The organism is Variovorax sp. RO1, from assembly GCF_002849325.1.
GTDB lineage: Bacteria > Pseudomonadota > Gammaproteobacteria > Burkholderiales > Burkholderiaceae_C > Variovorax.
Genome location: NZ_PKMT01000002.1, coordinates 1,075,708 through 1,102,246, shown reverse-complemented (window position 1 = coordinate 1,102,246; position 26,539 = coordinate 1,075,708). Strand labels below are relative to the sequence as shown.

At 68.0% G+C, this 26,539-nt stretch carries 27 protein-coding genes; 18 read left to right on the top strand and 9 right to left on the bottom strand.

Annotated features, from left to right (window positions below; genetic code table 11):
• The first annotated feature begins 125 nt into the window (after positions 1-125).
• The 5 genes from CY658_RS16225 to CY658_RS16205 all read left to right on the top strand — a co-directional run bounded on the left by CY658_RS16225 (position 126) and on the right by CY658_RS16205 (position 3,939).
• Complete coding sequence (locus tag CY658_RS16225) at positions 126-887, top strand: ABC transporter ATP-binding protein (protein ID WP_101491316.1); 762 nt, start codon at positions 126-128, stop codon at positions 885-887.
• 121 nt (positions 888-1,008) lie between these two features.
• Complete coding sequence (locus CY658_RS16220; protein ID WP_101491150.1) at positions 1,009-1,878, top strand: ABC transporter permease; 870 nt, start codon at positions 1,009-1,011, stop codon at positions 1,876-1,878.
• Between the two features lie 102 nt (positions 1,879-1,980).
• Positions 1,981-2,757: a histidinol-phosphatase gene (gene hisN, locus CY658_RS16215; RefSeq protein ID WP_101491149.1), complete on the top strand. Its 777-nt coding sequence runs from the start codon at positions 1,981-1,983 to the stop codon at positions 2,755-2,757.
• 9 nt (positions 2,758-2,766) lie between these two features.
• The gene (locus CY658_RS16210) at positions 2,767-2,961 is read left to right on the top strand and encodes a DUF2905 domain-containing protein (protein WP_056575522.1); all 195 of its coding nucleotides are present in this window, start codon (positions 2,767-2,769) and stop codon (positions 2,959-2,961) included.
• Between the two features lie 51 nt (positions 2,962-3,012).
• Entirely contained in the window at positions 3,013-3,939 is a 927-nt protein-coding gene (locus CY658_RS16205; protein ID WP_101491148.1) for an ROK family protein, read from the top strand.
• On the opposite strand, the gene CY658_RS16200 is transcribed toward CY658_RS16205, so the two are convergent.
• Positions 3,912-5,426, bottom strand: coding sequence for an aminotransferase-like domain-containing protein (locus CY658_RS16200; RefSeq protein ID WP_101491147.1), 1,515 nt, complete (start codon positions 5,424-5,426; stop codon positions 3,912-3,914). The two genes, CY658_RS16205 and CY658_RS16200, sit on opposite strands and share 28 nt — an antisense overlap.
• 171 nt (positions 5,427-5,597) lie before the next feature.
• Between CY658_RS16200 and CY658_RS16195 the strand changes: the two genes are divergently transcribed.
• Positions 5,598-5,936 (top strand): hypothetical protein, encoded by a 339-nt coding sequence (locus tag CY658_RS16195; protein ID WP_101491146.1) that lies wholly within the window; start codon positions 5,598-5,600, stop codon positions 5,934-5,936.
• A 46-nt stretch (positions 5,937-5,982) separates the two neighbouring features.
• On the opposite strand, the gene glmU is transcribed toward CY658_RS16195, so the two are convergent.
• The gene (gene glmU / locus CY658_RS16190; RefSeq protein WP_101491145.1) at positions 5,983-7,413 is read right to left on the bottom strand and encodes a bifunctional UDP-N-acetylglucosamine diphosphorylase/glucosamine-1-phosphate N-acetyltransferase GlmU; all 1,431 of its coding nucleotides are present in this window, start codon (positions 7,411-7,413) and stop codon (positions 5,983-5,985) included.
• 55 nt (positions 7,414-7,468) lie between these two features.
• Here glmU and CY658_RS16185 point away from each other — a divergent pair, with 55 nt between their 5' ends.
• Positions 7,469-8,311 carry a DUF6279 family lipoprotein gene (locus CY658_RS16185; protein WP_257884888.1) on the top strand — a complete coding sequence of 281 codons (843 nt, stop codon included), beginning with the start codon at positions 7,469-7,471 and terminating at the stop codon, positions 8,309-8,311.
• Positions 8,312-8,333: 22 nt separating this feature from the next.
• Here CY658_RS16185 and CY658_RS16180 read toward each other — a convergent pair whose 3' ends face one another.
• Entirely contained in the window at positions 8,334-9,104 is a 771-nt protein-coding gene (locus tag CY658_RS16180) for a Crp/Fnr family transcriptional regulator (RefSeq protein WP_101491144.1), read from the bottom strand.
• 91 nt (positions 9,105-9,195) lie between these two features.
• Between CY658_RS16180 and CY658_RS16175 the strand changes: the two genes are divergently transcribed.
• Complete coding sequence (locus CY658_RS16175; protein WP_101491143.1) at positions 9,196-9,630, top strand: BLUF domain-containing protein; 435 nt, start codon at positions 9,196-9,198, stop codon at positions 9,628-9,630.
• A gap of 81 nt (positions 9,631-9,711) precedes the next feature.
• Here CY658_RS16175 and CY658_RS16170 read toward each other — a convergent pair whose 3' ends face one another.
• Positions 9,712-10,029 carry a DUF2917 domain-containing protein gene (locus CY658_RS16170; protein WP_101491142.1) on the bottom strand — a complete coding sequence of 106 codons (318 nt, stop codon included), beginning with the start codon at positions 10,027-10,029 and terminating at the stop codon, positions 9,712-9,714.
• Between the two features lie 174 nt (positions 10,030-10,203).
• Between CY658_RS16170 and CY658_RS16165 the strand changes: the two genes are divergently transcribed.
• Positions 10,204-11,187 carry a LysR substrate-binding domain-containing protein gene (locus CY658_RS16165; protein WP_101491141.1) on the top strand — a complete coding sequence of 328 codons (984 nt, stop codon included), beginning with the start codon at positions 10,204-10,206 and terminating at the stop codon, positions 11,185-11,187.
• Positions 11,188-11,193: 6 nt separating this feature from the next.
• Here the strand turns inward: CY658_RS16165 and CY658_RS16160 are convergent, their stop codons facing one another.
• The gene (locus CY658_RS16160) at positions 11,194-11,811 is read right to left on the bottom strand and encodes a 5-formyltetrahydrofolate cyclo-ligase (RefSeq protein ID WP_101491140.1); all 618 of its coding nucleotides are present in this window, start codon (positions 11,809-11,811) and stop codon (positions 11,194-11,196) included.
• Positions 11,812-11,820: 9 nt separating this feature from the next.
• On the opposite strand from CY658_RS16160, the gene CY658_RS16155 reads away from it, so the two are divergent.
• From CY658_RS16155 to CY658_RS16145, 3 genes are all read left to right on the top strand, one after another.
• Complete coding sequence (locus tag CY658_RS16155; protein WP_101491139.1) at positions 11,821-13,851, top strand: lytic transglycosylase domain-containing protein; 2,031 nt, start codon at positions 11,821-11,823, stop codon at positions 13,849-13,851.
• A 1-nt stretch (position 13,852) separates the two neighbouring features.
• A complete protein-coding gene (locus CY658_RS16150) occupies positions 13,853-14,419 on the top strand; it encodes an MgtC/SapB family protein (protein ID WP_101491138.1) in 567 nt (188 codons plus the stop codon).
• A gap of 109 nt (positions 14,420-14,528) precedes the next feature.
• The gene (locus CY658_RS16145) at positions 14,529-15,215 is read left to right on the top strand and encodes a glutathione S-transferase family protein (protein WP_101491137.1); all 687 of its coding nucleotides are present in this window, start codon (positions 14,529-14,531) and stop codon (positions 15,213-15,215) included.
• 21 nt (positions 15,216-15,236) lie between these two features.
• Here CY658_RS16145 and CY658_RS16140 read toward each other — a convergent pair whose 3' ends face one another.
• The gene (locus CY658_RS16140) at positions 15,237-15,974 is read right to left on the bottom strand and encodes an OmpW/AlkL family protein (protein WP_101491136.1); all 738 of its coding nucleotides are present in this window, start codon (positions 15,972-15,974) and stop codon (positions 15,237-15,239) included.
• A 165-nt stretch (positions 15,975-16,139) separates the two neighbouring features.
• Between CY658_RS16140 and CY658_RS16135 the strand changes: the two genes are divergently transcribed.
• The 4 genes from CY658_RS16135 (at position 16,140) to otsA (ending at position 21,588) form a co-directional block, all read left to right on the top strand.
• Positions 16,140-17,411 (top strand): multifunctional CCA addition/repair protein, encoded by a 1,272-nt coding sequence (locus CY658_RS16135; RefSeq protein ID WP_101491314.1) that lies wholly within the window; start codon positions 16,140-16,142, stop codon positions 17,409-17,411.
• A 72-nt stretch (positions 17,412-17,483) separates the two neighbouring features.
• Positions 17,484-18,275, top strand: coding sequence for a trehalose-phosphatase (gene otsB / locus CY658_RS16130; RefSeq protein ID WP_101491135.1), 792 nt, complete (start codon positions 17,484-17,486; stop codon positions 18,273-18,275).
• Positions 18,272-20,206, top strand: a complete 1,935-nt coding sequence (locus tag CY658_RS16125; RefSeq protein ID WP_101491134.1) for a glycoside hydrolase family 15 protein — start codon at positions 18,272-18,274, stop codon at positions 20,204-20,206. The genes otsB and CY658_RS16125 overlap by 4 nt, the downstream gene beginning before the upstream one ends.
• The gene (gene otsA, locus CY658_RS16120) at positions 20,203-21,588 is read left to right on the top strand and encodes an alpha,alpha-trehalose-phosphate synthase (UDP-forming) (RefSeq protein WP_101491133.1); all 1,386 of its coding nucleotides are present in this window, start codon (positions 20,203-20,205) and stop codon (positions 21,586-21,588) included. Before CY658_RS16125 ends, otsA begins: the two co-directional genes overlap by 4 nt.
• A gap of 18 nt (positions 21,589-21,606) precedes the next feature.
• Here the strand turns inward: otsA and CY658_RS16115 are convergent, their stop codons facing one another.
• On the bottom strand, positions 21,607-22,089 hold the full coding sequence (locus CY658_RS16115) for an Lrp/AsnC family transcriptional regulator (RefSeq protein WP_101491132.1): 483 nt from the start codon (positions 22,087-22,089) through the stop codon (positions 21,607-21,609).
• 140 nt (positions 22,090-22,229) lie between these two features.
• On the opposite strand from CY658_RS16115, the gene glmS reads away from it, so the two are divergent.
• Positions 22,230-24,110 (top strand): glutamine--fructose-6-phosphate transaminase (isomerizing), encoded by a 1,881-nt coding sequence (gene glmS / locus CY658_RS16110; protein ID WP_101491131.1) that lies wholly within the window; start codon positions 22,230-22,232, stop codon positions 24,108-24,110.
• Positions 24,111-24,336: 226 nt separating this feature from the next.
• On the opposite strand, the gene CY658_RS16105 is transcribed toward glmS, so the two are convergent.
• Both CY658_RS16105 and CY658_RS16100 read right to left on the bottom strand, forming a co-directional pair.
• On the bottom strand, positions 24,337-25,143 hold the full coding sequence (locus CY658_RS16105; RefSeq protein ID WP_101491130.1) for a DUF1266 domain-containing protein: 807 nt from the start codon (positions 25,141-25,143) through the stop codon (positions 24,337-24,339).
• Between the two features lie 3 nt (positions 25,144-25,146).
• Positions 25,147-25,668, bottom strand: coding sequence for a hypothetical protein (locus CY658_RS16100; protein ID WP_101491129.1), 522 nt, complete (start codon positions 25,666-25,668; stop codon positions 25,147-25,149).
• Between the two features lie 270 nt (positions 25,669-25,938).
• Between CY658_RS16100 and CY658_RS16095 the strand changes: the two genes are divergently transcribed.
• Positions 25,939-26,373, top strand: a complete 435-nt coding sequence (locus CY658_RS16095) for a hypothetical protein (protein ID WP_101491128.1) — start codon at positions 25,939-25,941, stop codon at positions 26,371-26,373.
• Positions 26,374-26,539: the final 166 nt, after the last annotated feature.

Here is a 26,539-nt window from a genome sequence, read left to right as displayed (position 1 = left end):
GGATTGACTCCCTCTCCCATCGGGAGAGGGCGGGGGTGAGGGGGGAGCCTTCGGCATCGTCGGCAGCCCTCACCCCAACCCTCTCCCGCGCGCGGGAGAGGGGGCAAAACACAGACCTCGCCCCGCTGCTCCAGGTCGACAACGTCAGCCTCGAGTACCGCACGCCCGAGCGCGTCGTCCGCGCCACGCACCGCGTGAGCTTCGACGTGCACGCCGCCGACCGCTTCGTGCTGCTCGGGCCTTCGGGCTGCGGCAAGTCGACGCTGCTGAAGGCCGTGGCCGGGTTCATCCCGCCGGTCGAGGGTGAGATCCGCCTCGACGGCCGGCGCGTGTCGCAGCCGGGCCCCGACCGCATCGTCGTGTTCCAGGAGTTCGACCAGTTGCCGCCGTGGAAGACAGTGAAGCAGAACGTGATGTTCCCGCTGCTCGCCTCGCGCACGCTGGGCCGCAAGGAAGCGGCCGAGCGCGCGCTGCACTACCTGGACAAGGTGGGCCTCTCGAAGTTCGCCGACGTGCATCCGCACCAGCTTTCGGGTGGCATGAAGCAGCGTGTGGCGATTGCGCGGGCGCTGGCGATGCAGCCGCGCGTGCTGTTGATGGACGAGCCCTTTGCCGCGCTCGACGCACTCACGCGCCGCCGCATGCAGCAGGAGCTGCTCGAGCTGTGGGACGAGGTGCGCTTCACGCTGCTGTTCGTCACGCACTCGATCGAAGAGGCGCTGGTGGTGGGCAACCGCGTGGCGCTGCTGTCGCCGCATCCGGGGCGCATGCGCGCCGAACTGAACAGCCACGGCTACTCGCTCGAGAGTCTGGGCGGTGCGGACTTCCAGGCGACTGCGCGGCGCATTCACGACATGCTGTTCGAGGAAGAGAAGGTCGCGTCATGACCCCGGTCTTTCTCCCTCCCCTTCCGGGGGAGGGTAGGGGTGGGGGCACGCGGCGTTCCTATTGGGCGCTCTGCCTGCCCCCATCCCAACCTTCCCCCAGAGGGGGAAGGAGCAATACACGATGAGCACCCTGACGCCCCCTATCCGCCCCGAGTACGAGCGCACGCTCGAGCCCTTCACCGAGCTGCCGGTCGAACGCGCGCTGCCGCTGGCCACGCGCCTCGCCTCGCACACCTGGCTGCGCAAGGGCCTGATCCTTGCCGTCATCGCCGTGCTGTGGGAGTTGGCAGCGCGCTGGCAGGACAACGACCTGCTGCTGCCCACCTTCACCGCCACCGCCCGCGCATTGGTCGAAGGGCTGGCCAGCGGCGAGCTGGTCGAGAAGGTGCGCATCTCGCTCGCTGTGCTGCTGCAGGGCTACTTGGCGGGCGTGCTGCTGGCCTTCGGGCTCACGACGCTGGCGGTGTCCACGCGCATCGGGCGCGACCTGCTGGACACGCTGACTTCGATGTTCAACCCGCTGCCCGCGATCGCGCTGCTGCCGCTGGCGCTGCTGTGGTTCGGGCTGGGCCGCGGCAGCCTGGTGTTCGTGCTGATCCATTCGGTGCTGTGGCCGCTGGCGCTCAACACCTATGCGGGCTTCCAGGGCGTGCCCGAGACGCTGCGCATGGCGGGGCGCAACTACGGCCTGACGGGGCTGCGCTACGTGCTGCAGATCCTGGTGCCGGCCGCGCTGCCGTCGATCCTGTCGGGGCTGAAGATCGGCTGGGCCTTTGCGTGGCGCACGCTGATCGCGGCCGAGCTGGTGTTCGGCGCCTCGTCGGGCAAGGGCGGGCTGGGCTGGTACATCTTCCAGAACCGCAATGAGCTGTACACCGACCGCGTGTTCGCAGCCCTGGCGCTGGTGGTGCTGATCGGCCTGCTGGTGGAAAGCCTGGGCTTTCGCACGCTGGAGCGGCTCACGGTGCGGCGCTGGGGCCAGCAGCGCTGACGGCAAGCAGGTGATGGGGCGGGGCGGACGAATGCCCCGGCGATGGCGAAACGGGCGCGGGCTCGGGTCTAATCGCAGCTTTTGGCACGCGTTCTCCTTCCCATGAGCTCTTCCGCCCCCGACCTTTCCGCGATCGCCGGTGCGCTGGCCGATGCCGCCGCCGCCCAGTCGATGCGCTACTTCCGCACGCCGCTGGACATCATCACCAAGGCCGACGAAAGCCCGGTCACGCTGGCCGACCGCGCCGCCGAAACGGCGATGCGCGAGATCCTCGGCGCACGTGTGCCGGTCGACGGCATCTTCGGCGAAGAGCACGGCCCCGAGCGGCTCGACGCCGACCGCATCTGGGTGCTTGACCCGATCGACGGCACGCGCAGCTTCATCACCGGCTCGCCGCTGTGGGGCACGCTCATCGGCGTGCTGCAGGGCGGTCGCGTGGTGTTCGGCATGGTCGACATGCCGGTGTTGAAAGAACGCTGGGTCGGCGAGGCCGGCAAGGGCGCGACGCGCGACGGCCAGCCCGTGCGCGTGAGCGGCTGCACCGAGATCGCCAAGGCCCGCATCGTCACCACCTCGCCCGACATCTTCTCGCCGGCCGACTGGAGCGCCTTCGACCGCCTGAGCCGCCAGTGCGCGATGCGCCGTTTCGGCGGCGACTGCTACGGCTACGCCCAATTGGCAGGCGGCACCATCGACCTTGTGGTCGAGACAGGCCTGCAGCCCTACGACTTCCTGGGCCCGGCGGGTCTGATCGAGGCCGCAGGCGGCGTCGTCACCGATTGGGAGGGCCGGCCGCTGGGGCTGAATCCCGATCAGCGCGTGATCGCTGCAGCCACACCCGAACTTCACCGACAAGCCCTGGCTGTACTGGCCGCCTAGACTGTTTTCATGTTCCGCTGGCTGATCGTCGTAGTCCTTGCGCTGGTGCTCATGAGCGGCCTGACCGCCTGGCTGCGCCGCTTCGGCTTCGGACGGCTGCCCGGCGATTTCGAGTTTCGCGCCTTCGGCCGCGACTGGCAGCTGCCGATCGCGAGCACGGTGGTGCTCAGCATGATCGCGGCGCTGGTGGCGCGGCTGCTCTGAGCATGGTGCGGCGACGCCTGAGAAGCACTTGAGAAAGAAGAGAACCCCGCAATGAGAGTCTGCGTAGACATCGGCGGCACCAAGGTGGCCGTGAGCCTTTCCGCTTCGAGCGACGCGCCGCTGATCGGCCGCCGCAGCGAGCCCACCGCCAAGACCGGCAGCAACGACGCCGTGGCCGTGCAGATATTGCGGCTCATCGACGAGGTCTGCGCCGAGCAGGGCGTCGACCCGGCGAGCATCGACCGCGTGGGCGTGTCGTCGACCGGGCCCTTCGAGCTGCACGACGGCATGGTCGAGCTGGCCACGCCCAACATCTGCGGCGGCATCGCCGGCCCCTCGCGCGGGCTGCCCAACAACTGGATGACGGCCATCGTCGAGGCGCCGCTGGCGCGCCGCTTCGGCCACGTGCGCGTCGAGAACGACGCCGTGGCCGCGCTCGAGGCCGAGCGCCACTGGGGCGCGCTGAAGGGGCTCGACAACTGCGCCTACGCGACCTGGAGCACCGGCGTGGGCGTGGGCCTGTGCGTCGATGGCAAGGCGCTGCGCGGCAAGAACGGCAACGCGGGCCATGCGGGCCACAGCTTCGTGGTCGACGACGACAGCGGCGCGCTGTGCGGCTGCGGCAACCTGGGCGACGTGGAAGCGCTGGCCGGCGGCAACTCGATCGCGCACCGCTTCGGCCAGCCCGCGGCCGACCTGTTCACGGCGGCCGCGGCCGGTGACGCCGCTGCACTCGAAAAGGCCGATGCGCTGTGCCGCGTGATCGGCCGCATGCTCTACAACCTGGTCATCACGCTCGACCTGCAGCGCATCAGCCTGGGTGGCAGCGTGTTCTGGCACCACCGCGACTTCGTGCTGCCGCGGCTGCAGGCGCAGGTCGACGGCAAGCTGCCGCCGCTCACGCGCGGCGTGCTGCTGGTGCCCGCCGGGCTCGGCGACAAGGTGGGCGACTACGCGGCCCTGGCGCTGCTCGACTGAGTTGCGGCGCGCGGCGACCGGACCAGCGTGGTTGGTTGGTTCTTCTGCGCGGCGCAGCCTTCCTCGACGATCCGTCCGAGCCGCCGCAGCCCCGCATCGACCGCCTCACTGAAAGGCCAGCCGCAGTTGATGCGCAGGTAGTGGTCGAAGCGCGAGGCGTTCGAGAACTGCGCGCCCGGCGCCACCAGCATGTGCTCGCGCAGGGCCGCCTCGAACACCGCCACCGACGACAGCCGATCGGGCAGCTCTACCCACAGCTGGAAGCCGCCGCGCGGCAGGTTGAGCCGGGTGCCGGCCGGAAAGTAGCGGGCGATGGCGTCGGCCGTCTGGTCGCGCTGCGTGTGCAGGCGTTCGCGCAGCCGGCGCAGGTGGCGGTCGTAGCCGCCGCTGGCAATGATCTCGCCCGCGGCGATCTGCGCCAGCGCCTCGTTGTTGCGCGTCTGCGCGTACTTGAGCATTTCGACCTGCGCGTGCCAGCGCCCGGCCGTGATCCAGCCCAGCCGCAGGCCCGGCGCCAGCACCTTGTGCAGCGACGCGCAATACACCACGTTGCCCGTGCGGTCCCAGGACTTGATGGCGCGCAGCGGCACCTCGGTTTCCACCAGGTCGCTGTAGGTGTCGTCTTCGACCAGCGCGATGCCGTGGTTCTCGCACATCTGCACCAGCCGCTGCTTGTGGGCGTCGGGCATCACGCTGCCGATGGGGTTCTGCAGGTGCGGCACCACCACCACGGCCTTGATGTCGTCGTAGGTGTGGATGGCCAGGTCGAGCGCCTCCAGCGAGATACCGGTCTGCGGGCTGGTGGGAATCTCCAGCCCGCGCAGGCCCAGGCTTTCGAGCACCTGCAGCAGGCCGTAGAAGGTGGGCGATTCGACGGCGACGGTGTCGCCGGGCTTGGCGATGGCGCGCAGCGCGAGGTTCAGCGCCTCGATGCAGCCGTTGGTGACCAGCACGTCGTCGGGCGCCACGGTCATGCCTACGCGCAGGTTGCGCTGGGCCACCACCTGGCGGAACTGCTCATGCCCTTTTTGCGACGAGGCGGTGGTCAGCAGCTCGGGGCGCTGGCGCAGCGCGCGCGTCATGGCGTTGCGCAGCGCCTCGGCGGGGTAGAGCTCGGGGGCGGCGCGCGAGATCGCGAAGTTGAGCTTCACGTCGTTGAGCCGTCCGCGCGCCATGAAGTTGGCCATGCGCGTGCGCATGTTGACGAACTGCGCCGGGTCGGGCGGCAGGCCGGACACGGGTTCTTCCATCGCCGCGATGGCCAGCCGCTGCGGGCGGCGCACGAAGTAGCCGGAGCGGTCGCGCGCCTCGACCCAGCCTTCGCTTTCCATGGCGCGGCAGACCTGCAGCGCGGTCGAGAGGCTGATGTCGTGCAGCCGCATCAGGCTGCGCAGCGACGGGAGCTTGTCGCCGGCCTTGAGCGAACCGGCGTGGATCGCGTCGACGTAGTGCGCCGCGAGCTGGCGGTAGAGCGGTAGCGAGTCCATGGGTCGATGTTCCCCGCATCGGGCATCTGAAAACAGATGCAGTTGCTCGGGAAAACGACCATAACAGATGGCGCGGCGGCCTGACTGTTCCGGTCGCAATAGCCATCGGGTGTGCCTGTTTTTTGGGCGGCGAAATTCCTACGATGAACCCTCATCCACCCGAGGTCCGCCATGATCACCACCCTCTGCGAAGCGCCCGATTCCATCGTCCTTGAACCCGGCCAGTCGCTGCGCACCGCGGTCGATGCGGGCGCCTGGCTTCAGCTGGCCGAGGGCCGCGCCCGCGTGGTGTCGCCACCTGGCTGGCTGGGCGAAACGGTGTTCATGACCGAGACGCTGCTCGGCGAAGGCGACGTGCACTGCGTGCCGCAGGGCGGGTGGATCGAGGTGTCGGCGATCACGCCGGTGCACCTGCGGGTGCATGCGCCAGTACGGGGCGCGCGGGCCACGGCGCCGGCAGAAGCGGCGCGGCCGGTGATGCGCTTCGTGCGCCTGCTGACGGGCTGGTGAGGTCCGGGGCAGGGCGCCTGCCCCGAACCAAAGCCCAAAGCCGCCGTCAGTTCTTCGGCAACTTCTGCGGCCGCTTCCAGTTCGCAAAGCTGACCTGCTTGCCGCGCGCCACGGTCAGCGCGCCGGGCTCGGTCGACTTGTTCACCGTCGAGCCACCGCCGATGGTGCCGCCTGCGCCGATCGTCACCGGTGCCACGAGCACGCAGTTGCTGCCCACGTGCACGTCGGCCTCGATCACGGTGCGGTGCTTGTTGGCGCCGTCGTAGTTGGCCGTGATGCTGCCCGCGCCGTAGTTCACGCGCTCGCCCACCGTGGCGTCGCCCAGGTAGGCCAGGTGGTTGGCCTTGGCGCCCGCCGCCAGCGTGGAGTTCTTGACCTCGACGAAATTGCCGATGTGCACCTCGGCGCCCAGCTGGGCACCGGGTCGCAGCCGCGCAAAGGGCCCGACCAGCGCGCCCGCGCCCACCGTCACGCCGGCCTTCTCGCCGTCGATGTGGGTGAAGGGGTGGATCACCGCGCCCGCCTCGATGCGCGCGTTGGCAATGACGCAGTTTGCGCCGATGCGCACGCCTTCGCCCAGCGACACCGTGCCTTCGAACACGCAGTTGACATCGATGTCGACGTCGGCGCCGCAGCTCAGCGTGCCGCGCAGGTCGAAGCGCGCCGGGTCGGCCAGGCGCACGCCCTGTTCCATCAGCGCATTGGCCTGGCGCAGCTGCCAGGCGCGTTCCAGCGCCGCGAGCTGGGCCGGGCTGTTGATGCCCGCCACCTGCAGCGCGTCGGTCGTGACGTGCGCCACCACCGGCACGTGGTCGTCGGCCGCGAACTTCACGATGTCGGTCAGGTAGTACTCGCCCTGGGCGTTCTTGTTGTCCAGCCGCGCGAGCCAGCCCTTGAGCAGGCGCGCGGGTGCGGCCATCACGCCGCTGTTGATCTCGCGCACGGCGCGCTGCGCCTCGGTGGCGTCCTTGTGCTCGACGATGGCCGTCACTTCACCGCCCGCCGTGGTGCGGATGATGCGGCCATAGCCCGTGGGGTCGTCGAGTTCGATGGTCAGCAGCGCGAGCCGCTCGCCGCCGCTGGCGGCGATGAGGGTGCGCAGCGTGTCTTCGGCGATCAGGGGCACGTCGCCCGACAGGATGACCACGGTGCCGTCGTCCGGCAGCTGCGGCGTGGCCTGCTGCACGGCGTGGCCGGTGCCCAATTGGGGCTCCTGGCGCGCGAAACCGAGGGCGGCGGCGTTCACGGCGGTGGCCTTGATGGCGGTCTCGACCTGCTCGGCGCCGTGGCCCGTCACGACCACGACATGGCGCGCGCCGATGCGCGCGGCGGTGTCGGTCACGTGGGCCAGCAAGGCGCGGCCGGCCAAACGATGCAACACTTTGGGCAGCTTGCTCTTCATGCGCGTGCCCTTGCCGGCCGCCATGATGACGACGTCGACCGGTCCCTGGTTGCTCTGCTGCGGAGTCTGATTCATGCGCTTTTCTTCCCGGATTCGTTGTGCTGGACTGGCCCGAATTATCGGTGTGCTGGTGCTGGCTGCTGCCCTGGGGGCTTGCAGCGCGGTCAAGCTTGCTTACAACAACCTGCCCGAGCTGAGCTATTGGTGGCTCGACGGCTACTTCGACTTCGACGACGCCCAGGCCCCGAAGGTGCGCGACGAGCTGGCCCAGCTGCTGGCCTGGCACCGCCAGAACGAGCTGCCGCGCATCATCGGCCTGCTGCAGGAGGCCCAGGGCCTGGCGTCGGCCGACGTGACGCCCGCCCAGGCCTGCCAGCTGGCCGACCGGGTCCGCGAGCGGCTGCTGGCCGTCACCGAGCGTGCCGAGGCCGCCAGCGCCGAACTCGTGCTGAGCCTGAGCGAGGCGCAGCTGCAGCAGCTCGAGCGGAAGTACGCGAAGAACAACACGGAGTACCGCAAGGACTGGCTCGACCGCAGCCCCGCGCAGGTGCAGGAGAAGCGCTACGACCAGTTCCTCGAGCGCCAGGAAGATTTCTACGGCCGCCTGACGACCGAGCAGCGCGCGCTGCTGCGCCAGCAGGTGGCGCAGTCGGTGTTCAGCCCGAAGCTGGCGTTTGAGGAACGGCGCCAGCGCCAGCAGGAGGCGTTGGTGCTGCTGCGCGGCTTTCTTGGGGTCAATGGCGGTCCGCGCACCTCGCCGGCCGAGGCCCGCGCCGCACTGCACGCCTACATCCTGCGCATCGCCGATCCGCCGCCCGGCCCGTGGCGCGACCAGCAGCAGGCGCTGCTGCAGGAGGGCTGTCGCAACCTGGCGGCGCTGCACAACACCACCAGCGCCACGCAGCGCGAGCAGGCGGTGCGGCGGCTGCAGGCCTACCAGAGCGACCTGCGGCAGCTGGTCGCCGCGCGCTGAGGCGACTGGCCGGCGCCCTCGCTCAGATCATCGGCACCGGCCGCAGCGGGCGCTCGAAGTAGTCGCCCAGCGTTTCGAGCGCATGCGGCTCCAGGATGCGCAGCCAGCCGCCGTCGAGCTTGTACAAACCCAGGCGCTGCAGCCGCCGCATCGTCTTGTTGGTGTGCACCAGCGACAGCCCCAGCGCGTCGGCGATGTGCTGCTGGTTGAACGGAAACTCGACCCACTCGTCGCGCACCATGCCCAGGCGCTGGGCGCGGCGGTACAGGTGCATGAGCAGCATGGCCACGCGCTCGCCGGCGTTGCGGCGGCCCGCGGTGACGAGGTGGTCATCGACCATCTTTTCCTCGCGCGCGGCGAGCCAGGTGATGTCGTAGCCGAGCCGGGGCTCGGCGTGGAAAAGCTCCCACAGGCGGTCGCGCGAAAAGGCGCAGAGCGTGGCGTCGGTCGCGGCCTCGACGCCGTGCGTCTGGCCGTCGGCGAACTCGTCCTGCAGGCCGATGAAGTCGCCGGGCAGCAGGAAGCCCAGGATCTGCCGGCGGCCATCGCTCAGGGTCTTGTAGCGGAAGGCCCAGCCCGCGTAGAGCGTGAACAGCTGCGGGCTGGCGCGGTGCTCCTCGACGACGGTGCCACCCGCCTCGACGCGCCGGGTGCCGACGCGGAAAGACTCGATGGCCTGGAGCTGCTGCGCCGTCACCGGCAAAAAGGCCTCGAGACGGCGCAGGGCGCAGTGTTCGCACGCGTTCGCGCCCTGGGGCGGTGCGGCGGCAACGGGATAGTCCTCGAATTTCACGCCGCACTATAGGCCGCGGCGCTGTGTCTTTTGACATTTCGGCGCGCCGGGCGGCTCCCTAGACTCGGAAGCGATTACCCTTCCGCACCGAATGACACAAGAACAATCACCCGCATCAGCCACCGCAGAACCGGAACAACTGCACGAATTCCTTTACTGCAGCCTGCTCGTGCAGGACCTGCCGCCCGCCACCGTGGGCGCCATCGTCACCCAGGCCCGCGCGCGCAACGCCGAGGACGGCATCTCCGGCCTGCTGGTGTTCGACGGCCAGTGCTTCTGCCAGCATTTCGAGGGGCCGCGCGAGGCGGTACAGGGGCTGATGGCGCGGCTGCAGCGCGACCCGCGGCACGTGGCACTCGTGGTGGTCCACGAAGGCCCGCTGGCCGAGCGGCGTTACACCGGCTTTGCGATGGGCCTGGCCGAGTGCGAGGGCCCCGACCCGATCTCGGCCCTGCAGGCCCTGCGCGGGGAGGTTGCGCTGGCGCACTTCCTGGCGCTGCGAGGCAGCTTCGACATCAGCAGCTGAAAAAACGGCAGGCAAAGAAAAAGGCGGCCGAAGCCGCCTTGGTTCAGGAGTGCTGGAGGTGCCAGTCGTGCAGGCGGTCGATCAGACCGGGTCCCACGCGTAGGTGGCACCGTAGCCATCCCAGGCTTCCATCACGATGCGCTGGCCGGCGGCCACCGTGAGCGACTCGCCCGGGGCCAGCACGATGTCTTCGCTGGGGCCATGGGCCGTGGCGTCGGGCGTGACCCACACGCGGCCCTGCTTGACGCGCAGTACGCTGGCCGACCGCGCCTTCAGGCTCATCGCCTCGCCGGGCGCGATCTGCCAGGCGCCACGGCGCACGGCCGGCGGAATGGCCGCGGTGCGGTTGGAGCGGGACAGGGAAGCGAGCGATTCGTTGGTGCAGACGGCGGTGGACATGGTGTGGACTCCTAAGCTGGTCCGAAGCGCATTGACAGACAGAGAGGTTGGCGCAGTTCGGGAATGAATGATCGTTTCTGCGGCCTTGGAGGTCCAATGAAAACGAGGTAGCCTACTGATGCGATTCCCGCATCAATCAACCGGCCGCCGGGAACGCACACCAAAGTCATACCCATGCAACATTCGCAAACCCACCTGCGTTCCCGCCCCATTTCTGCAGGGCACCTGCGGGCCTTCGAGGCGGTCGCGCGGCACCTCAATTTCCGCGCCGCGGCCGAGGAAATGGCGCTCACCCAGTCGGCCGTGAGCCGGCAGATCCAGTCGCTCGAGGAAGAGGTGGGCGTGTCGCTGTTCCTGCGCCACACGCGGGCGGTCGAGCTGACCAGCGCCGGGGCGCAGCTGTTGCTGTCGGTGCAGCAGGCGCTGCCGCGCATCGACATGGCGGTGCGGCAGATCCGCCAGAGCGCGGGGCGCAAAAGCGTGGCGCTCACCACCTTTGCCTCGTTCGCTTCGATGTGGCTGATTCCGCGGCTGGAAGCCTTCCAGCGCGACAACCCCGAGATCGACATCCGCATCGATGCCAGCGACATCGCGGTCGACCTCGACGTGGCCGACGTGGACATCGCGCTGCGCTACGGCCCGCCGGAGGCCATGCCCGCCGGCGCCGTGCGCCTGTTCGGTGAAAACCTGACGCCCGTGGCGAGCCCGTGGCTCATCAAGAGCAACCCACCGATCAAGACGCCGGCCGACATCGCCCGCTTCACGCTCATCGAGGCCGGCGACGCGCACCGCACGCACCTCGAATGGCTCACGTGGCGGCGCTGGTTCGAGGTGAACGGCATGGAGCGCGCGCAGCCCAAGCGCTGGCTCTACTTCAACTACGCCTACCAGATGGTGCAAGCTGCGCTCACTGGCCAGGGCGTGGTGCTGGCCCGCAACTCGCTGGTGGCCGAGAGCCTGGCCAATGGCGACCTGATCGAGGTGCTGCCGCAGCACCGCCTTGATTCGCCGATGGCCTACTGGCTCATCTCGGGGCCGCGCAATGCGCTGCGGCCCGAGATCAAGGCCTTTTCCGACTGGCTGGAAGCGCAGGCCGCCATCACGCGTGAAACGGTGGGCGAGGTGCCCGACCCGGACACCGTCGACAACCTCGACTGAGCCGGCTCAGGAGGTCGGCCAGACGACGCCGTTGTCGTTCAGGATGGCATCGAGGGGCAGGTCGTGCGCCTCGGGCTCGAAGTTGTCGAGAAAGCCGTTCGTGAAGCCCAGCCCCACGGTGACCGGCCGGGGCTCCAGCGCCGCCAGCGTGCGGTCATAAAAGCCGCCGCCGTAGCCCAGCCGGTAGCCGCCGGCGCTGTAGCCCACGCAGGGCACGAACAGCAGGGTCGGCACGATCAGTTCGGTGTCCTTGGGCTTGGGAATGCCGTAGGCGTCTTCTTCCATCTGGCAGCCCGGGTACCAGGCGTGGAAGGTGAGCGTCTTGTGGACCTTGTCGATCACCGGCAGGCCGATGCGGCGGCGCTGCGTTTCTTCCATGAGCTCGCCGTCTTCCTTCCAGCGGTGCAGGGCGGGCAGGGGGTCGAACTCGCCCTTGATCGGCCAGTAGGCGCCGATCACGGTGTCGGGCCGGCCGACCAGCCAGATCCGCATCACCCGCTGCAGCAGGTCGGCCCGCGCGAGGCGGTCAGGCATGCCCAGCCGTTGCTCGATGAGCGCCTTTCGCAGTTGACCCTTCAGAAAACTCGCGGTGGCCGAGGTGTCGGCATCCTTTGACTTGTCCATAATCCCCCGATGCAGTTCCCAAGCATTTTGGCATCCGCGCGCGCTCATCCGCGTCGCGGCGCGCCCGCCCTGGTTTTTTCCGCCGTTCTCGCACTCGCCGCGCTGCTGTCGCAACAGCCCGCCGCCGCGCAGAACAACACCAACGACGACGTGCTGGTCCAGATGAAGCAGGCCTTCCAGCGCGGCGACAAGGCCCGCCTCACGGCCCTGCTGCCGCAGGCCCGCGGTCACGCCCTCGAACCCTGGGCCGCCTACTGGGAGCTCAAGGCCCGCCTGCAGGAGGCTGCGCCCAACGAGGTGCAGGACTTCTACGCCCGCTACCCGAACACCTACCAGGAAGACCGCCTGCGCAACGACTGGCTGCTGCTGCTCGGCCAGCGCCGCGACTGGGACGGCTTTGCCGCCAACATCGCCGGCTTCCGCATGGCCGACGACGCCCAGGTGCGCTGCTACGCTGTGCTGGTCGACACGCTGCGCACCGGCACGGCCACGCAGGCGCAGGCCGACGAGGTGCGCCGCAACTGGTTCGCACAAAAAGACAGCGACGACGGCTGCCTCACCGCCGCCGACCGCATGGTCGCGGCCCGCCTGATGACCACCAACGACGCCTGGAAGAAGGCGCGCCTGGCCATCGAGGCCAACCGGCCCGCGGCCGCACGCGGCGCGGTCACCATCGCCGCACCCGATGCGCTGCCGCTGTTCGAAGAGGTCAACGCCAGCGCCGCCAAGTTCCTCACCGGCCGCGCCTTCGTGGCCGCCAAGTCGCGCAAGGAACTGGTGGTGCTCGCGCTCATCAAGATCGCGGTCGCCGACCCCGACCAGGGCGCTGCGCAGCTCGACAGCAAGTGGAGCCCGATGCTCTCCGCCGAAGAGCGCAACTGGGTCTGGGGCACCATCGGCCGTGCGGCCGCGAACAAGCTCTCGCCGATGGCCGTGAGCTACTTCGGCAACGTCACGAAGAACAGCGACCTGTCGGACGACATGCTCGGCTGGCGCGTGCGCGCCGCACTGCGCGCCAGCCAGTGGAAAGAGGTCGCGCCCGCCATCAACGCCATGAGCGACGCCGCCCAGCAAGACCCCACCTGGGTCTACTGGAAGGCCCGCGCACTCAGCACCGCCGGTGGCGACGAGCGCCGCGCCCAGGCCCGCGAGCTCTACACCAGCATCGCCGGCACGCGCGGCTTCTACGAAATGCTGGCGCTCGAAGAGCTGGGGCAGCGCGTCGTGGCCGCCACGCGCCCCGCGCCGCTCACGCCCGAAGAAAAGAACGCCGCGCGCACCAACCCGGGCTTGCAGCGCGGCCTGCAGGCCATCGGCATGGGCCTGCGCTCCGAAGGCACGCGCGAGTGGAACTACGCCACCAACCTGCACGAGAAGGGCGGCATGGACGACCGCGCCCTGCTGGCCGCCGCCGACCTGGCCTGCCAGCGCGAGGTGTGGGACCGCTGCATCAACACCAGCGAGCGCACCAAGGGCGTGATCGACGTCGAGCAGCGCTTCCCCATGCCCTTCCACGACACGGTGCTGCGCAAGAGCCAGGACATCGGCCTGGACCCCGCCTACGTGTACGGCCTGATCCGCCAGGAAAGCCGCTTCATCATGGACGCGCGCTCGGGCGTCGGCGCCTCGGGCCTGATGCAGGTCATGCCCGCCACGGCGCGCTGGACCGCCCGCAAGATCGGCATGACCGACTTCACGCCGGGCCAGATCAACGACCGCGAGACCAACATCACCATCGGCACCAACTACCTGAAGCTCGCGCTCGACGACTTCGACGGTTCGATGGCGCTGGCCGCCGCGGCCTACAACGCCGGCCCCGGCCGGCCGCGCAACTGGCGCAACGGTCCGGTGATCGACGCGGCCATCTGGGCCGAGAACGTGCCCTTCAACGAGACGCGCGACTACGTGAAGAAGGTGCTGGCCAACACCACCAACTACGCCGCCCTCATCAGTGGCAAGCCGCAGTCGCTGAAGGAGCGCCTGGGCCGCGTGGGCCCGCGCAACGCCGCCGAGCCCGAGCCCAACAAGGACCTGCCCTGACATGAGCTGGCGCGATGAGGTGCTCGACACCGTCGCGTCCGAATTCTCGGACGTGGGCGATGTCGCGCAGCTCACGCGCATCTCGGTGCGGCTGCTGCTCGCGGCCGTGCTGGGCTTTTTCCTCGGCTTCGAGCGCGAGCAGCAGGGCAAGGCGGCCGGCGTGCGCACCCACATGCTGGTGGCCATCGGCTCGGCGCTGTTCGTGCTGATTCCGCAGCAGACCGGCATCGTGCCGGCCGACATGAGCCGCGTGATCCAGGGGCTGGTGGCCGGCGTCGGTTTTCTGTGCGCCGGCACCATCCTCAAGCAGGGCAAGGACGAATCGCACGTGCAGGGCCTCACCACCGCCGCCGGGCTCTGGATGACGGCCGCCATCGGCATGGCTTGCGGGCTGGGCCGCGAGGTCACGGCCGTGCTCAGCGCGCTGCTGGCGCTCGCGGTGCTGTCGCTGGTGCCGCGCCTCGTGACCCTCATCGAACGCGTCGTGAAGCCAGCGGCGGATGCCGGCGCCTCCGGCCCGCGCGTGATCGTGCCGCCCGAATCGCGCCGCGACGACGAGCAGCGCTGACGCGGCCCGCATCAATTCGCGCCGCCTTCGGCATCAATCGCAGCGCGCCGCCCGGCTAGCATCGACGGCTTTGCCCCGCATTCCCGCACTGACCCGGAGACCCTGACAGATGTCCAAGCTCTACATCGGCAACAAGAATTACTCGTCGTGGTCCATGCGCCCCTGGGTGCTCATGACCCAGGCCGGCATTCCCTTCGAAGAGGTGATGGTGTGCTTCGACTCGTTCGACGCCACCTCGCAGTTCAAGCACGTGATCGGCGCCATCAACCCGGTCGCCAAGGTGCCGGTGCTGGTCGACGGCGACCTCGCCGTGTGGGACACCCTGGCCATCGCCGAGTACCTGGCCGAGCGCTTCCCCGAGAAGCAGCTGTGGCCCCAGGGCGTGGCCGAGCGGGCCCGTGCGCGCAGCGTCTGCGCCGAGATGCATTCGGGTTTCGGCAACCTGCGCGGCAACTGCCCGATGAACATCGAGGCCTCGCTGCCCGAGGTGGGTGCGCGGCTGCTGGCCGAGCAACCCGGCGTGCAGGAAGACCTCGACCGCATCGTGCAGATGTGGACCGAGCTGCTCGAGACGCACGGCGGCCCGATGCTGTTCGGCGCCTTCACCATCGCCGACGCCTTCTTTGCGCCGGTGGGTATGCGCATCCGCGGCTACGGCCTGCCGGTGCCGCCGGCCATCGACGCGTACATCGCGCGTGTGGCGGCCTTGCCGGGCGTCGCCGCGTGGATCGACGGCGCCCTGGCCGAAAAAACCTTCGTGGCTTTCGACGAGCCCTATCGCACCTCGCGCGACTGAGGCTCGTCTAGAACCGATCGATCAGAACCGGTACGTCGCCGCCAGGTAGGTGACGATCGGGTTCAGCTTCAAACTCGACTCGCTGCGCGCCACCGGCAGGCCGGTGATGCTGGTCGTCGTGAGCTTGGCCTTGGTCTTCAGCGGGATGTACGACACCGAGAACGACACGCCCCAGTGCTTGTCGAACTGGTAGGCCACGCCGGCGTTGAGCACGGGCGCGAACGCGCTGTCGAGCTTGGCCGTGGTGTTCACCGACGACGGTCGCACATGGAACTGGCTGGCCAGCGCGCCCTGCAGGTTCGACGTGAGCTTCACGTCGCTGTACCAGACGTAGGTGGCGCCCAGGCCGACGAACGGACGGAAGGCGTCGTTGCCTTCGTTGAAGTAGTACTTGGCCAGCACGGTCGGGCTCCACTGGCGGGCTTGGCCGAGTTCGCCCACGCGCGCCAGCGTGCCGGTGCCGTGGAGCTTGAACTTGGGCGGCACGCCGAGCACGCCCTCGACGGCCCAGTGGCTGTCGACGAAGTAGGCGATGTTCATGCCCAGCGTGTCCGAGTTGCTGACGCTCGCGCCCGAGCCGGCCAGCACGCTGTGCACGGGCGAGGTCACGGTCAGGGGCTTGCTCGAATCCTGCGGCGAGAGGTGGAACCAGCCGGTGCCGACGACCCAGTCGCCCGCGTTCTGCGCCATGGCGCTGCCCGACGCCAGGCCCCCGAATGCCGCCAATGCCAACGATGCTGTTGTTGTGAGTTTTTTCATAGGTGTGAATGCTCCTTGGGTGTTGAAAACAGCCCCGCGCACGGGGGCGCCGGCCAGCGACCGGTGCTTCGCGCGATGCGAATTTACGAACGGTCGTTCGCATCGCTCGAAGATTATCGAACGACCGTTCTTTTTGTGCAGGGCGAGTATCCCTACACTGCACTCATGAACATTTTTCTCGTCGGCGGTGCACTGCGCGACCGGCTGCTGGGCCGTCCTGTGTCCGACCATGACTGGCTCGTGGTGGGCGCCACGCCCGAGGCCATGGTGGCGCGCGGCTACCTGCCCGTGGGGCGCGATTTCCCCGTGTTTCTGCACCCGCGCACGCGCGAGGAGTACGCGCTGGCCCGCACCGAACGCAAGAGCGCGCCGGGCTACCGCGGCTTCGTCGTGCATGCGGCGCCCGACGTCACGCTGGAGCAAGACCTTGCGCGGCGCGACCTCACCGTCAACGCCATCGCCTTGCCCGCCGAGCACGTGGGCGACGACGGCAGTTTCGATCCGCGCCCCGAGACGCTGGCCGACCCTTTCCATGGCCAGCGCGACCTGCGCGACAAGGTGCTGCGCCACGTGACCGACGCCTTCCGCGAAGACCCGGTGCGCATCCTGCGCGTGGCGCGCTTTGCCGCGCGCTTCGACGACTTCACCGTCGCCCCCGAAACCATGGCGCTCATGCGCGAGATGGTCGCGGCCGGCGAGGTCGATGCGCTGGTGCCCGAGCGCGTGTGGCAGGAGCTCGCGCGCGGCCTAATGGAAACGCGGCCCTCGCGCATGTTCGACGTGCTGCGCGACTGCGGCGCGCTCGCCGTGCTGCTGCCCGAGGTCGACCGGCTCTGGGGCGTGCCGCAACCGGCGCAGCACCATCCCGAGATCGACACCGGCGTGCACCTGATGATGGTGCTCGACACCAGCGCGCGGCTGGGCGCGACGCTGCCCGTGCGCTTCGCCTGCCTCATGCACGACCTCGGCAAGGGCACCACGCCGGCCGACATGCTGCCGCGCCACATCAACCACGAGCTGCGCAGCGTCGACCTGCTGCAGGCCGTGTGCGAGCGCTGGCGCGTGCCCGTGGAGCTGCGCGAGCTGGCCGAGGTGGTGGCGCGCGAGCACGGCAACATCCACCGCAGTGCCGCGCTCGGCGCCACGCCGCTGGTGCGGCTGCTGGAGCGCTGCGACGCCTTCCGCAAGCCGGCGCGCTTCGCCGAGGCGCTGCTGGCCTGCGAATGCGACGCGCGCGGCCGGCTCGGCTTCGAAGACAACGCCTACCCGCAGCGCCCGCGCCTGCTCGCGGTGCTCGCGGCGGCCCAGGCCGTGGCCACCGACGTGGTGGCGCGCGAGGCGCAGCAGGCCGGCGCCACCGGGCCGCGCATCGGCGAGGCGATCCACCGCGCGCGCATCACGGCGGTGGCGGCGTCATTGCCAGCCACAGCTGACTGATCGCCCCCATCGGCGCACGCCGGGACTTTGGCCGACACGCGCCGCGTGCGAGGCGTGCTATGGTTTTTCCCAATGCCAAAGTCCTCCAGCAGCAACGCACAGTTGCCTCCTCCGCCGGGCCGGGACGCCGCCCTTTTTCTTGATTTCGACGGCACGCTGGTCGGCCTTGCCGCCACGCCTGAAGCCATCGAGGTGCCGCCCGCCCTCGTGCCCCTGTTGAGCGACCTGCGCGACCTGCTCGGTGGCGCGCTCGCCGTGGTGTCGGGCCGCCAGATCGACGCCATCGACCGCTTTCTCGCGCCGCTGCGGCTGCCCGCCGCGGGCGAGCACGGCGTGCAGCGACGCGATGCGAAGGGCGGCATGCAGGAGCAGCGCGCGCCCGACCTCGTGCCCATCCTCGACGTGGCCAACGAACTCGCACGCATCCACGAAGGCCTGCTGGTCGAGCGCAAGCACGCCGCCATTGCGCTGCATTACCGGCTCGCGCCGCAGCTCGAAGCCGTGTGCCGCGACGCGATGACGCGCGCCATCGAAGGCCATCCGCAGCTCGAACTGCTGCACGGCAAGTTCGTGTTCGAGGTGAAGCCCACGGGCGTGAACAAGGGCCTCGCGATCGAGGCTTTCATGAACGAGGCACCCTTCGCGGGCCGCACGCCGATCTTTGCGGGCGACGACACCACCGACGAGAGCGGCTTTGCCGTCGTGCAGCCGCGCGGCGGTGTCGCGATCAAGGTTGGCGCCGGGCCCAGCCTGGCGCTGCACCGGCTCGAATCGCCGCGCGCGGTCTACGAATGGCTGGTGCAGGCACGCGATCAGCTGGCCGCACCTGCCCCCAAGAACACATCACCGAGGAATCCCGCATGAGCGAACACCAACTGTCGGAGGCCCCGGAGGACCGCGCGGGCGACGCCCTGGCTGGCGCGGCGGGCCCCGACGAACAGGCGCCGGCGGACGTCGCGAAAGTTGCGGCGAAAGTGGCCGCGGCCCCGCCGCGCGGCTTTGCGCCGCCGGCCGAGCCCTCGCTCAATGTCGGCGTCATCGGCAACTGCGCCTACAGCGCGCTCATCGATGCGCGCGCCCGCGCCGTCTGGTGCTGCCTGCCGCGCTTCGACGGCGACCCGGTCTTCAACGCGCTGCTGCACCCCGGCGAGGAAGCCGGCGCCTGGGCCATCGAGATCGAGGACTTCGCTTCCAGCAAGCAGTGGTACGAGCCCAATACCGCCGTGCTGCGCACGCAGCTGTTCGACAGCGCGGGGCAGGGCATCGAGATCACCGACTTCGCGCCGCGCTTCTACAGCCGCTCGCGCTACTTCCGTCCGCTCATGATGGTGCGCCGCGTGCGTCCCATTGCCGGCGCGCCGCGCATCCGCGTGGCACTCGACCCGCGCTTCCAGTGGGGCGCTTCGGAACCCATCGAGGTCACGCGCGGCAGCAACCACATCCGCTACGTCGGGCCCGACGTCACGCTGCGGCTGAACACCGACGCGTCGATCTCGCACATCCTGTCGCGCCAGCCCTTCGTGATCTCGCGCGAGTACAACTTCATGTTCGGCGTGGACGAGACGCTGCTCGAAGGCATTGCCGACACCGCGCGCAAGTTCGAGCAGGAAACCATTGCGTACTGGCGCACCTGGAGCAAGCGCCTGGCCATTCCCTTCGAGTACCAGGATGCGGTGATCCGCGCGGCCATCACGCTCAAGCTCTCGCTGTACGAAGACACCGGCGCCATCGTCGCCGCCATGACCACCAGCATCCCCGAGGCGCCGGGCAGCCAGCGCAACTGGGACTACCGCTACTGCTGGCTGCGCGACGCCTTCTTCGTGGTGCGCGCGCTCAACTCACTGAGCGAAGTGGGCACGATGGAAGACTACCTGCGCTGGCTCGGCAACGTGGTGATCGGTTCGCACGGCGAGCACATCCAGCCGCTGTACGGCATCGGGCTGGAGCGCGAGCTGCCCGAGTCTTTTGTCGACGGCCTTCCCGGTTACCGCGGCATGGGCCCGGTGCGCGTGGGCAACCAGGCGCAGGAGCACTTCCAGCACGACGTGTACGGCAACATCGTGCTCGGCGCGGCGCAGGCGTTTCACGACCACCGGCTGCTGAGCCGCGCGGGCGTGGCGGAGTTTCCGCACCTCGAAGCGGTCGGCGAAAAAGCGGTGCGCGTGTACGGCACGCCCGACGCCGGCATGTGGGAGTTGCGCACGCGCGCCCGCGTGCACACCAGCTCGGCCCTCATGAGCTGGGCCGCCTGCGACCGGCTCGCCAAGATCGCGCGCACGCTGGAGCTGCCCGAGCGCGCGGCCTACTGGCACGGCCATGCGGCGCGCATGAAGGAAGAGATTCTGGCCAAGTCGTGGAGCGAAGAGCGACAAGCCTTTGCCGAGAGCTTCGGCGGCAACGAGCTCGACGCCAGCATCCTGCTGATGGTCGAGGTCGGCCTGATCGACGCGCGCGATCCGCGCTTCATCTCGACCGTCGACGCGATGGAAAAGTCGCTCTGCGACGGCCCCTACATGCGCCGCTACGAAGCCGCCGACGACTTCGGCAAGCCCGAGACCGCCTTCAACATCTGCACCTTCTGGCGCATCGACGCGCTGGCCAAGATCGGCCGCAAGGCCGAGGCGCGGCAGATTTTCGAAACCATGCTCGCTGCGCGCAACCCGCTGGGGCTGCTGTCGGAAGACACGCACCCGGTGACGGGCGAGATGTGGGGCAACTTTCCGCAGACCTATTCGATGGTCGGCATCATCAATGCGGCTGTGCGCTTATCCGCTCCTTGGGATTCGTGCATATGAGCCGTCTCGTCGTCATCTCGAACCGCGTGGCCGACCCACGCAAGCCGGCAGCCGGCGGCCTGGCCGTGGCGCTGGGCGAGAGCCTGCAGCAGAGCGGCGGCCTGTGGTTCGGCTGGAGCGGGCAGATCGTCGAAGGCGGCCCCACGGGCGAAGGCGAGCTGCACACGCAGCAGGCCGGCAAGGTCACGCTCGCCACCATCGACCTGAGCCGCGACGACCACGACAGCTACTACCTGGGCTACAGCAACGACGTGCTGTGGCCGGTGTTCCACGACCGGCTCGACCTGGCGCACTTCGAGGCCGGCTTCATCGGCGGCTACCGGCGCGTGAACCAGCTCTTTGCGCGCAAGCTGCTGCCGCTGCTGCGCGAGGACGACATCCTCTGGGTGCACGACTACCACCTGATCCCGCTCGCGGCCGAGCTGCGCGCCATGGGCTGCAAGCAGCGCATCGGCTTCTTCCTGCACATCCCGCTGCCGCCGCAGATCATCATGGCGGCCATTCCGCAGCACGAGTGGCTGATGCGCTCGCTGTTCTCATACGACCTGATCGGCTTCCAGGCCGAGCAGGACGTGCAGCACTTCGCGCACTACGTGCACAACGAGGCGCACGGCGAAGCGCTGGGCGGCGACCTGTTCCGCGCCTACGGCAACACGGTGCGCGCGGCGGCCTTTCCGATCGGCATCGACGTCGACGAATTCGCGGCGCTCACGCACGCCAAGGAATCGCGCGACATGTACGAGACCATGAAGCGCGAGTACTCGAGCCGCCGGCTGCTCTTGGGCATCGACCGGCTCGACTATTCGAAGGGCATCCCGCAGCGCGTGCGCTCGTTCCGCGAGCTGCTGGCCAACTACCCCGAGAACCGCCGCAGCGCCACGCTGATCCAGATCGCCTCGCCCACGCGCGAAACGGTCGATGCGTACGGCGACATCCGCCGCGAACTCGAATCGCTGTGCGGCGCCATCAACGGCGACTACGGCGAACTCGACTGGATGCCGGTGCGCTACATCCACCGCATGGTGGCGCGCAAGCGGGTGCCGGGGCTGTGCCGCGCGGCGGCCGTGGGGCTGGTGACGCCGCTGCGCGACGGCATGAACCTCGTGGCCAAGGAATACATCGCCGCGCAAGACCCGGCCGACCCCGGCGTGCTCGTGCTGTCGCGCTTTGCCGGCGCAGCCGAGCAGCTGAAGGAAGCGCTGCTGGTGAATCCGTACGACACGCACGGCACCGCCGAGACGGTGCAACAGGCGCTGCAGATGCCGCTGGAAGAGCGGCGCGAACGGCACCAGAAGCTGCTGTCGCGCATCCGGGCGCAGGACATCCACTGGTGGCGGCGCACGTTTCTCGAAGCGCTGCGCGAGGCGGCGAGCGAGCGCTGATCGCGACCGGAGCCTGCGTCAGCCCAGTGGCACGCGGGCCCCGAACTTCGCGCGCTTCAGGCTGAAGAACGCCTTCACGTTGCGCACGTTGGCGTCGGCCGTGAACAGCCGCTGCGTCAGCGCGCCGTAGCCGGGCATGTCGCGCGCCACCACCACCAGCACGAAATCGGGCCCCGGCGACACGCGCCAGCACTGCTGCACCGCATCGTCCGCGATCACGCGGGCCTCGAAGGCGTCGAGCGCGGCGGCGTCCTGCCGGTCGAGCGAAATCTCCACCACCGCCTGCAGGCCGTGGCCCAGCACCGTGGCGAGCCGGTCGGGGGAGAGCAGGGCGACCTGGCGCTCGATGAGCCCTTCCTGCCGCAGCCGCTGTACACGGCGCAGGCAGGTCGGCGGCGAGATGCCCACCTCGCCCGCCAGGCGCTGGTTGGTCTGCGAGGCGTCGTGCTGGAGCGCATCGAGCAGCTTGAGATCGATCGCGTCGAGGGAGATTGATTCCATATTGGTTGAAATTATGGAATAAAACTCCATCTACAGGTTTTGGTGAAATAAAAGTCCAAAACCATGGAAATTTAGACGCCATATTTCTTGGTCGCCTCCCTACCATCGAGCCCTTCTGTTCTTCAAGACAAGGTACACCTATGTGCGGCATCGTCGGCGCAGCCTCCCATCGCGACATCGTTCCGGTCCTGGTCCAGGGCCTTCAGCGGCTCGAGTACCGCGGCTATGACTCCTGCGGCGTCGCGGTGCATGCCGGCGGCCTGAGCCGCGCGCGCACCACCTCGCGCGTGGCCGAGCTGCTGACCCAGGTGCGCGACGACAAGATCGAAGGCCTCACCGGCATCGCCCACACGCGCTGGGCCACCCACGGCGCACCGGCCGTGCACAACGCCCACCCCCATTTCAGCCACGGCCCCGGCGCCGACGCACCGGCCGCGCGCCCGGGCCGCATCGCGCTCGTGCACAACGGCATCATCGAGAACCACGAACCGCTGCGCGCCGCGCTCGAAGCCAAGGGCTACGTGTTCGAGAGCCAGACCGACACCGAGGTCATCGCCCACCTCGTCGACAGCCTCTACAACGGCGACCTGTTCGAAGCCGTCAAGGCCGCCGTGCTGCAGCTGCATGGCGCCTACGCCATTGCCGTCATCTGCCGCGACGAACCGCAGCGCGTCATCGGCGCGCGTGCCGGCTCGCCGCTGATCCTCGGCGCAGGCAAGGACGGCACCGAGAACTTCCTGGCCAGCGACGCGATGGCGCTGGCCGGCGTGACCGACCAGATCGTCTACCTCGAAGAGGGCGACGTGGTCGACCTGCAGCCGGGCAAGTACTGGATCGTCGACAAGAACCACAAGCCCGCCACCCGCACCGTGCGCACCGTGCACGCCCACAGCGGCGCGGCCGAACTGGGCCCGTACCGCCACTACATGCAGAAGGAAATCTTCGAGCAGCCGCGCGCCATCGGCGACACGCTCGAAGGCGTCGAGGGCATCGTGCCCGAGCTGTTCGACGGCATCGGGCAGGACGGCGCCACCGGCGCGAGCGCGCACCGCGTGTTCCAGGACATCGACAAGATCCTCATCCTGGCCTGCGGCACCAGCTACTACAGCGGCTGCACCGCCAAGTACTGGCTCGAGAGCATCGCGCAGATTTCGACCCAGGTCGAGATCGCCAGCGAGTACCGCTACCGCGACTCCGTGCCCGACCCCAAGACACTGGTCGTCACCATCAGCCAGTCGGGCGAAACCGCCGACACGCTGGCCGCGCTCAAGCACGCGCGCTCGCTGGGCATGGAACAGACGCTGACCATCTGCAACGTCGCCACCAGCGCCATGGTGCGCGAGTGCAAGCTGGCGTACATCACGCGCGCCGGCGTCGAAATCGGCGTGGCCTCGACCAAGGCCTTCACCACCCAGCTCGCGGGCCTGTTCCTGCTCACGCTGGCCATCGCGCAGTCCAAGGGCCGCCTGAGCGCCGTCGACGAAGCGCGCTACCTGAAGGAAATGCGCCACCTGCCCGTCGCGCTGCAGTCGGTGCTCGCGCTCGAGCCGCAGCTCATCGGCTGGGCCGAAGACTTCGCGCGCAAGGACAACGCCCTGTTCCTGGGCCGCGGCCTGCACTACCCGATCGCACTCGAAGGCGCGCTCAAGCTCAAGGAAGTGACCTACATCCACGCCGAGGCATACGCCGCCGGCGAACTCAAGCACGGCCCGCTCGCGCTCGTCACGAGCGAGATGCCCGTGGTGGCCGTGGCGCCCAATGACGCGCTGCTCGAAAAGCTCAAGAGCAACCTGCAGGAAGTGCGCGCCCGCGGCGGCGTGCTCTACGTGCTGGCCGACGGCGACACGCAGATCGCCAGCGGCGAAGGCCTGCACGTGATCCGCATGCCCGAGCACTACGGTGCGCTGTCGCCGCTGCTGCACGTGGTGCCGCTGCAGCTGCTGGCGTATCACACGGCGTGTGCGCGCGGGACGGACGTGGACAAGCCGCGCAACCTCGCTAAAAGCGTGACGGTGGAGTGAGAGTGCGTGGGCGGCGCGATCCTGATGATCGCGCCAAATAAAGTCTCAAACGTGCAAATAGAGCTTTAAATACTCTGCATTTGTTGATTCCCGTTGGCGAGTGATCCAGTTTTCCATGCGAGCAACGGCCGAAAGAAATTACGGCCGGTCAGTTCGCGACGGAAAGATGGATCAAACGTCCACGGAAATCAACAGGGAGTGATCCGACGCTAGCGTCGAATGCAACTCACAGAGGCGACAGCACCCAAGGGCTCCGCGCATCGGTCATGAGATCTTCGGCAATGCCGATGATTCCACCCAGCGTCATGTTCTGACCCGCCCAGCTGGCCCGGCCAATGATGTAGCTCTTTGCAAACTGCGGCCAGGACGAGAAATTTGAGCGCAATTCTTTGTCTGCATGCGCAAGAATGCGATCGAATTCAGCCTGCTCGATGTATTTGCAGTCCAATGACATCCGTGCAACCGTGACGAGGCGACCCAGATCCCAGGCAAGGATGCCGGCGCTGTAATCCTTGGGAAGGTACGAGCCATTGACTTTGTCTTCGAGAAGACGAAAAACGGACCGCAGATTTTCCAGCATCTCCATCGCCTGCGCCAAAGCCGAGAAAACGAGGTCTTTTTCCTCGCATGGCCCCTGTGCGGCAATCTGCTCGCGCACCGTTTCCGGGGAACCGTATCGACCGCTGGCTATCAAGGCCTCGAGAATCTCCTGGCGGCCGTCTCCTGAAGCACCATCGCTGTCAATACGAAAAACAATGTCGTAAAAAAAGCGATGGCCATGGCGACCGAGCGACGCCAGGGTTTCAGCAGCCTCCTGAGGCGAGCGTATGCCCCAGTGCGAGCCAAGTCCCTCGGCGAGAGTTTCGTCAGACAGCCCCGTTGCGTAGCTGTCGCAATACGCCATGATCTGTTCGGAGTTGATGAGCCCCGCTTGAAGTGCTCGCTGCGCGACCGGGTCCACTGCGGCCCCATCGGGGCAATTCCTGTATTTTTTTCCAGAAACTATCTGGAACAACTTCTTCAAGAAACCCATGGGTCAGATTTGCTTGAAAGCGGCATTGACGGCGCGATGCTTGAGTGCATTCACAAGAACGTCAAAGTCGGAATCTTTCACCATGTGAATGGCATCGAATTCATGCTTCTTGGAGGCCATCGACGGCGTGCTGATTTCTACTGTTTTCTCTGCACTCGATGTCGAGGTTTCCGGAATGTCCGTGACGGTGACTTTGTTGATGGCGTCATAGCCCACCGTGGTCAGCACGCCCGAGAATTTCTTGACGGTCGTGAAAGACATGCTCTTTTCATCAAGAACAATGCTGGCGCCCTGGCTGTTGGCTGCGCGCTTCTTGAAAAGTGTTCCGACCGTAAGGTACGTGACATACGCCCCGATCAACATGAGAACGCCATTGGCTACGCCGGTCGGCAGGTGAAGCCGAAGGGTTCCAATTTTCAGATCGGCAATCGGATAAAAAATGGCGGCAATGATGATTGCCGGGCCAATAAGGCCGAAAACGTACTCGAGAATCGAGTATTCCATTTTGTAATTAATGGTCTGCATGTAGCATATTTCCTTATAGTTGATTTTGGCCGGGCGATCGCCGGCAGGTAGTCGGTCCTGAAAAATTCCTCCAACCCCCAGACTAATGTAACAAGTCGCATCTTGATGCCGCCAGCCTGCTGTACCTCCAATGCGCCTGCAGAGATTTCGCCTGCCTTCGTGCGCAACACGTGCATCGCGATGGCGGCGAGCGCACTTCTGGCTGCTTGCAGTTCACACGATTCCCAGCCGCCCGAGCGAATGCCACCCGCACCTGCTGCCCACACCACGGTGGTGCTGCCGCCCGTCGCGTACGGGCATGACCAGGGCCGCCAGATGTCTGAATCCGATGACGCGTGCGGCGTGCCGAACCCGCTGCGTCAGGCCGTGCAGGATCAGTTGAAGGCGCGGTATGACGTGGTGCGCCCCGAGCCGGGTACCACCGGCAGGGAAGCCGCCCTTTGGCTGAAGATCGAAATCATGGACATCGTGACCGTCAGCGCCGGTGGCCCCACGATCGTGGTCATCCATGCGGTGCTTGAACGACCGGGACTGCCCACTGCGCAATTCAAAGGCCTGCGCCAGGTGCACACCCCCTACGCCGATGTCACGGCGGAGACGACCGAATGCAGCGCAATGGACGCAGTGATTCACGGGTTGGGCGTGGACCTTGCGAAATGGATGCGCAAGCCGGTGGACGGGGTGTCTCTGGTGAACGGAGAGTGAGCTCAGCCACGCCGCCTTCATGGACAAATGGTAATGAAGCGCGGGCCTTTCCCGCTTCCAGCTGGGCTAGGATTTATGTTGCAGCCCCTGCATCCCAGGGGCACCACATGAGTCCAACAGTGCCGTCATCCATGGGTATTTCTTGTCGTGGCCGCACCGACTGACG

Coding starts and splice junctions, on each gene's coding strand:
- CY658_RS16195 (WP_101491146.1), top strand. CDS start 5,598: ATGATCACCACCCTCTGCGAAGCGCCCGATTCCATCGTCCTTGAACCC.
- CY658_RS16220 (WP_101491150.1), top strand. CDS start 1,009: ATGAGCACCCTGACGCCCCCTATCCGCCCCGAGTACGAGCGCACGCTC.
- CY658_RS16155 (WP_101491139.1), top strand. CDS start 11,821: ATGCAGTTCCCAAGCATTTTGGCATCCGCGCGCGCTCATCCGCGTCGC.
- glmU (WP_101491145.1), bottom strand. CDS start 7,413: ATGAATCAGACTCCGCAGCAGAGCAACCAGGGACCGGTCGACGTCGTC.
- CY658_RS16145 (WP_101491137.1), top strand. CDS start 14,529: ATGTCCAAGCTCTACATCGGCAACAAGAATTACTCGTCGTGGTCCATG.
- CY658_RS16140 (WP_101491136.1), bottom strand. CDS start 15,974: ATGAAAAAACTCACAACAACAGCATCGTTGGCATTGGCGGCATTCGGG.
- hisN (WP_101491149.1), top strand. CDS start 1,981: ATGAGCTCTTCCGCCCCCGACCTTTCCGCGATCGCCGGTGCGCTGGCC.
- CY658_RS16165 (WP_101491141.1), top strand. CDS start 10,204: ATGCAACATTCGCAAACCCACCTGCGTTCCCGCCCCATTTCTGCAGGG.
- CY658_RS16200 (WP_101491147.1), bottom strand. CDS start 5,426: ATGGACTCGCTACCGCTCTACCGCCAGCTCGCGGCGCACTACGTCGAC.
- CY658_RS16160 (WP_101491140.1), bottom strand. CDS start 11,811: ATGGACAAGTCAAAGGATGCCGACACCTCGGCCACCGCGAGTTTTCTG.
- CY658_RS16175 (WP_101491143.1), top strand. CDS start 9,196: ATGACACAAGAACAATCACCCGCATCAGCCACCGCAGAACCGGAACAA.
- glmS (WP_101491131.1), top strand. CDS start 22,230: ATGTGCGGCATCGTCGGCGCAGCCTCCCATCGCGACATCGTTCCGGTC.
- CY658_RS16125 (WP_101491134.1), top strand. CDS start 18,272: ATGAGCGAACACCAACTGTCGGAGGCCCCGGAGGACCGCGCGGGCGAC.
- CY658_RS16210 (WP_056575522.1), top strand. CDS start 2,767: ATGTTCCGCTGGCTGATCGTCGTAGTCCTTGCGCTGGTGCTCATGAGC.
- CY658_RS16205 (WP_101491148.1), top strand. CDS start 3,013: ATGAGAGTCTGCGTAGACATCGGCGGCACCAAGGTGGCCGTGAGCCTT.
- CY658_RS16100 (WP_101491129.1), bottom strand. CDS start 25,668: ATGCAGACCATTAATTACAAAATGGAATACTCGATTCTCGAGTACGTT.
- CY658_RS16105 (WP_101491130.1), bottom strand. CDS start 25,143: ATGGGTTTCTTGAAGAAGTTGTTCCAGATAGTTTCTGGAAAAAAATAC.
- CY658_RS16150 (WP_101491138.1), top strand. CDS start 13,853: ATGAGCTGGCGCGATGAGGTGCTCGACACCGTCGCGTCCGAATTCTCG.
- CY658_RS16115 (WP_101491132.1), bottom strand. CDS start 22,089: ATGGAATCAATCTCCCTCGACGCGATCGATCTCAAGCTGCTCGATGCG.
- CY658_RS16135 (WP_101491314.1), top strand. CDS start 16,140: ATGAACATTTTTCTCGTCGGCGGTGCACTGCGCGACCGGCTGCTGGGC.
- otsA (WP_101491133.1), top strand. CDS start 20,203: ATGAGCCGTCTCGTCGTCATCTCGAACCGCGTGGCCGACCCACGCAAG.
- otsB (WP_101491135.1), top strand. CDS start 17,484: ATGCCAAAGTCCTCCAGCAGCAACGCACAGTTGCCTCCTCCGCCGGGC.
- CY658_RS16170 (WP_101491142.1), bottom strand. CDS start 10,029: ATGTCCACCGCCGTCTGCACCAACGAATCGCTCGCTTCCCTGTCCCGC.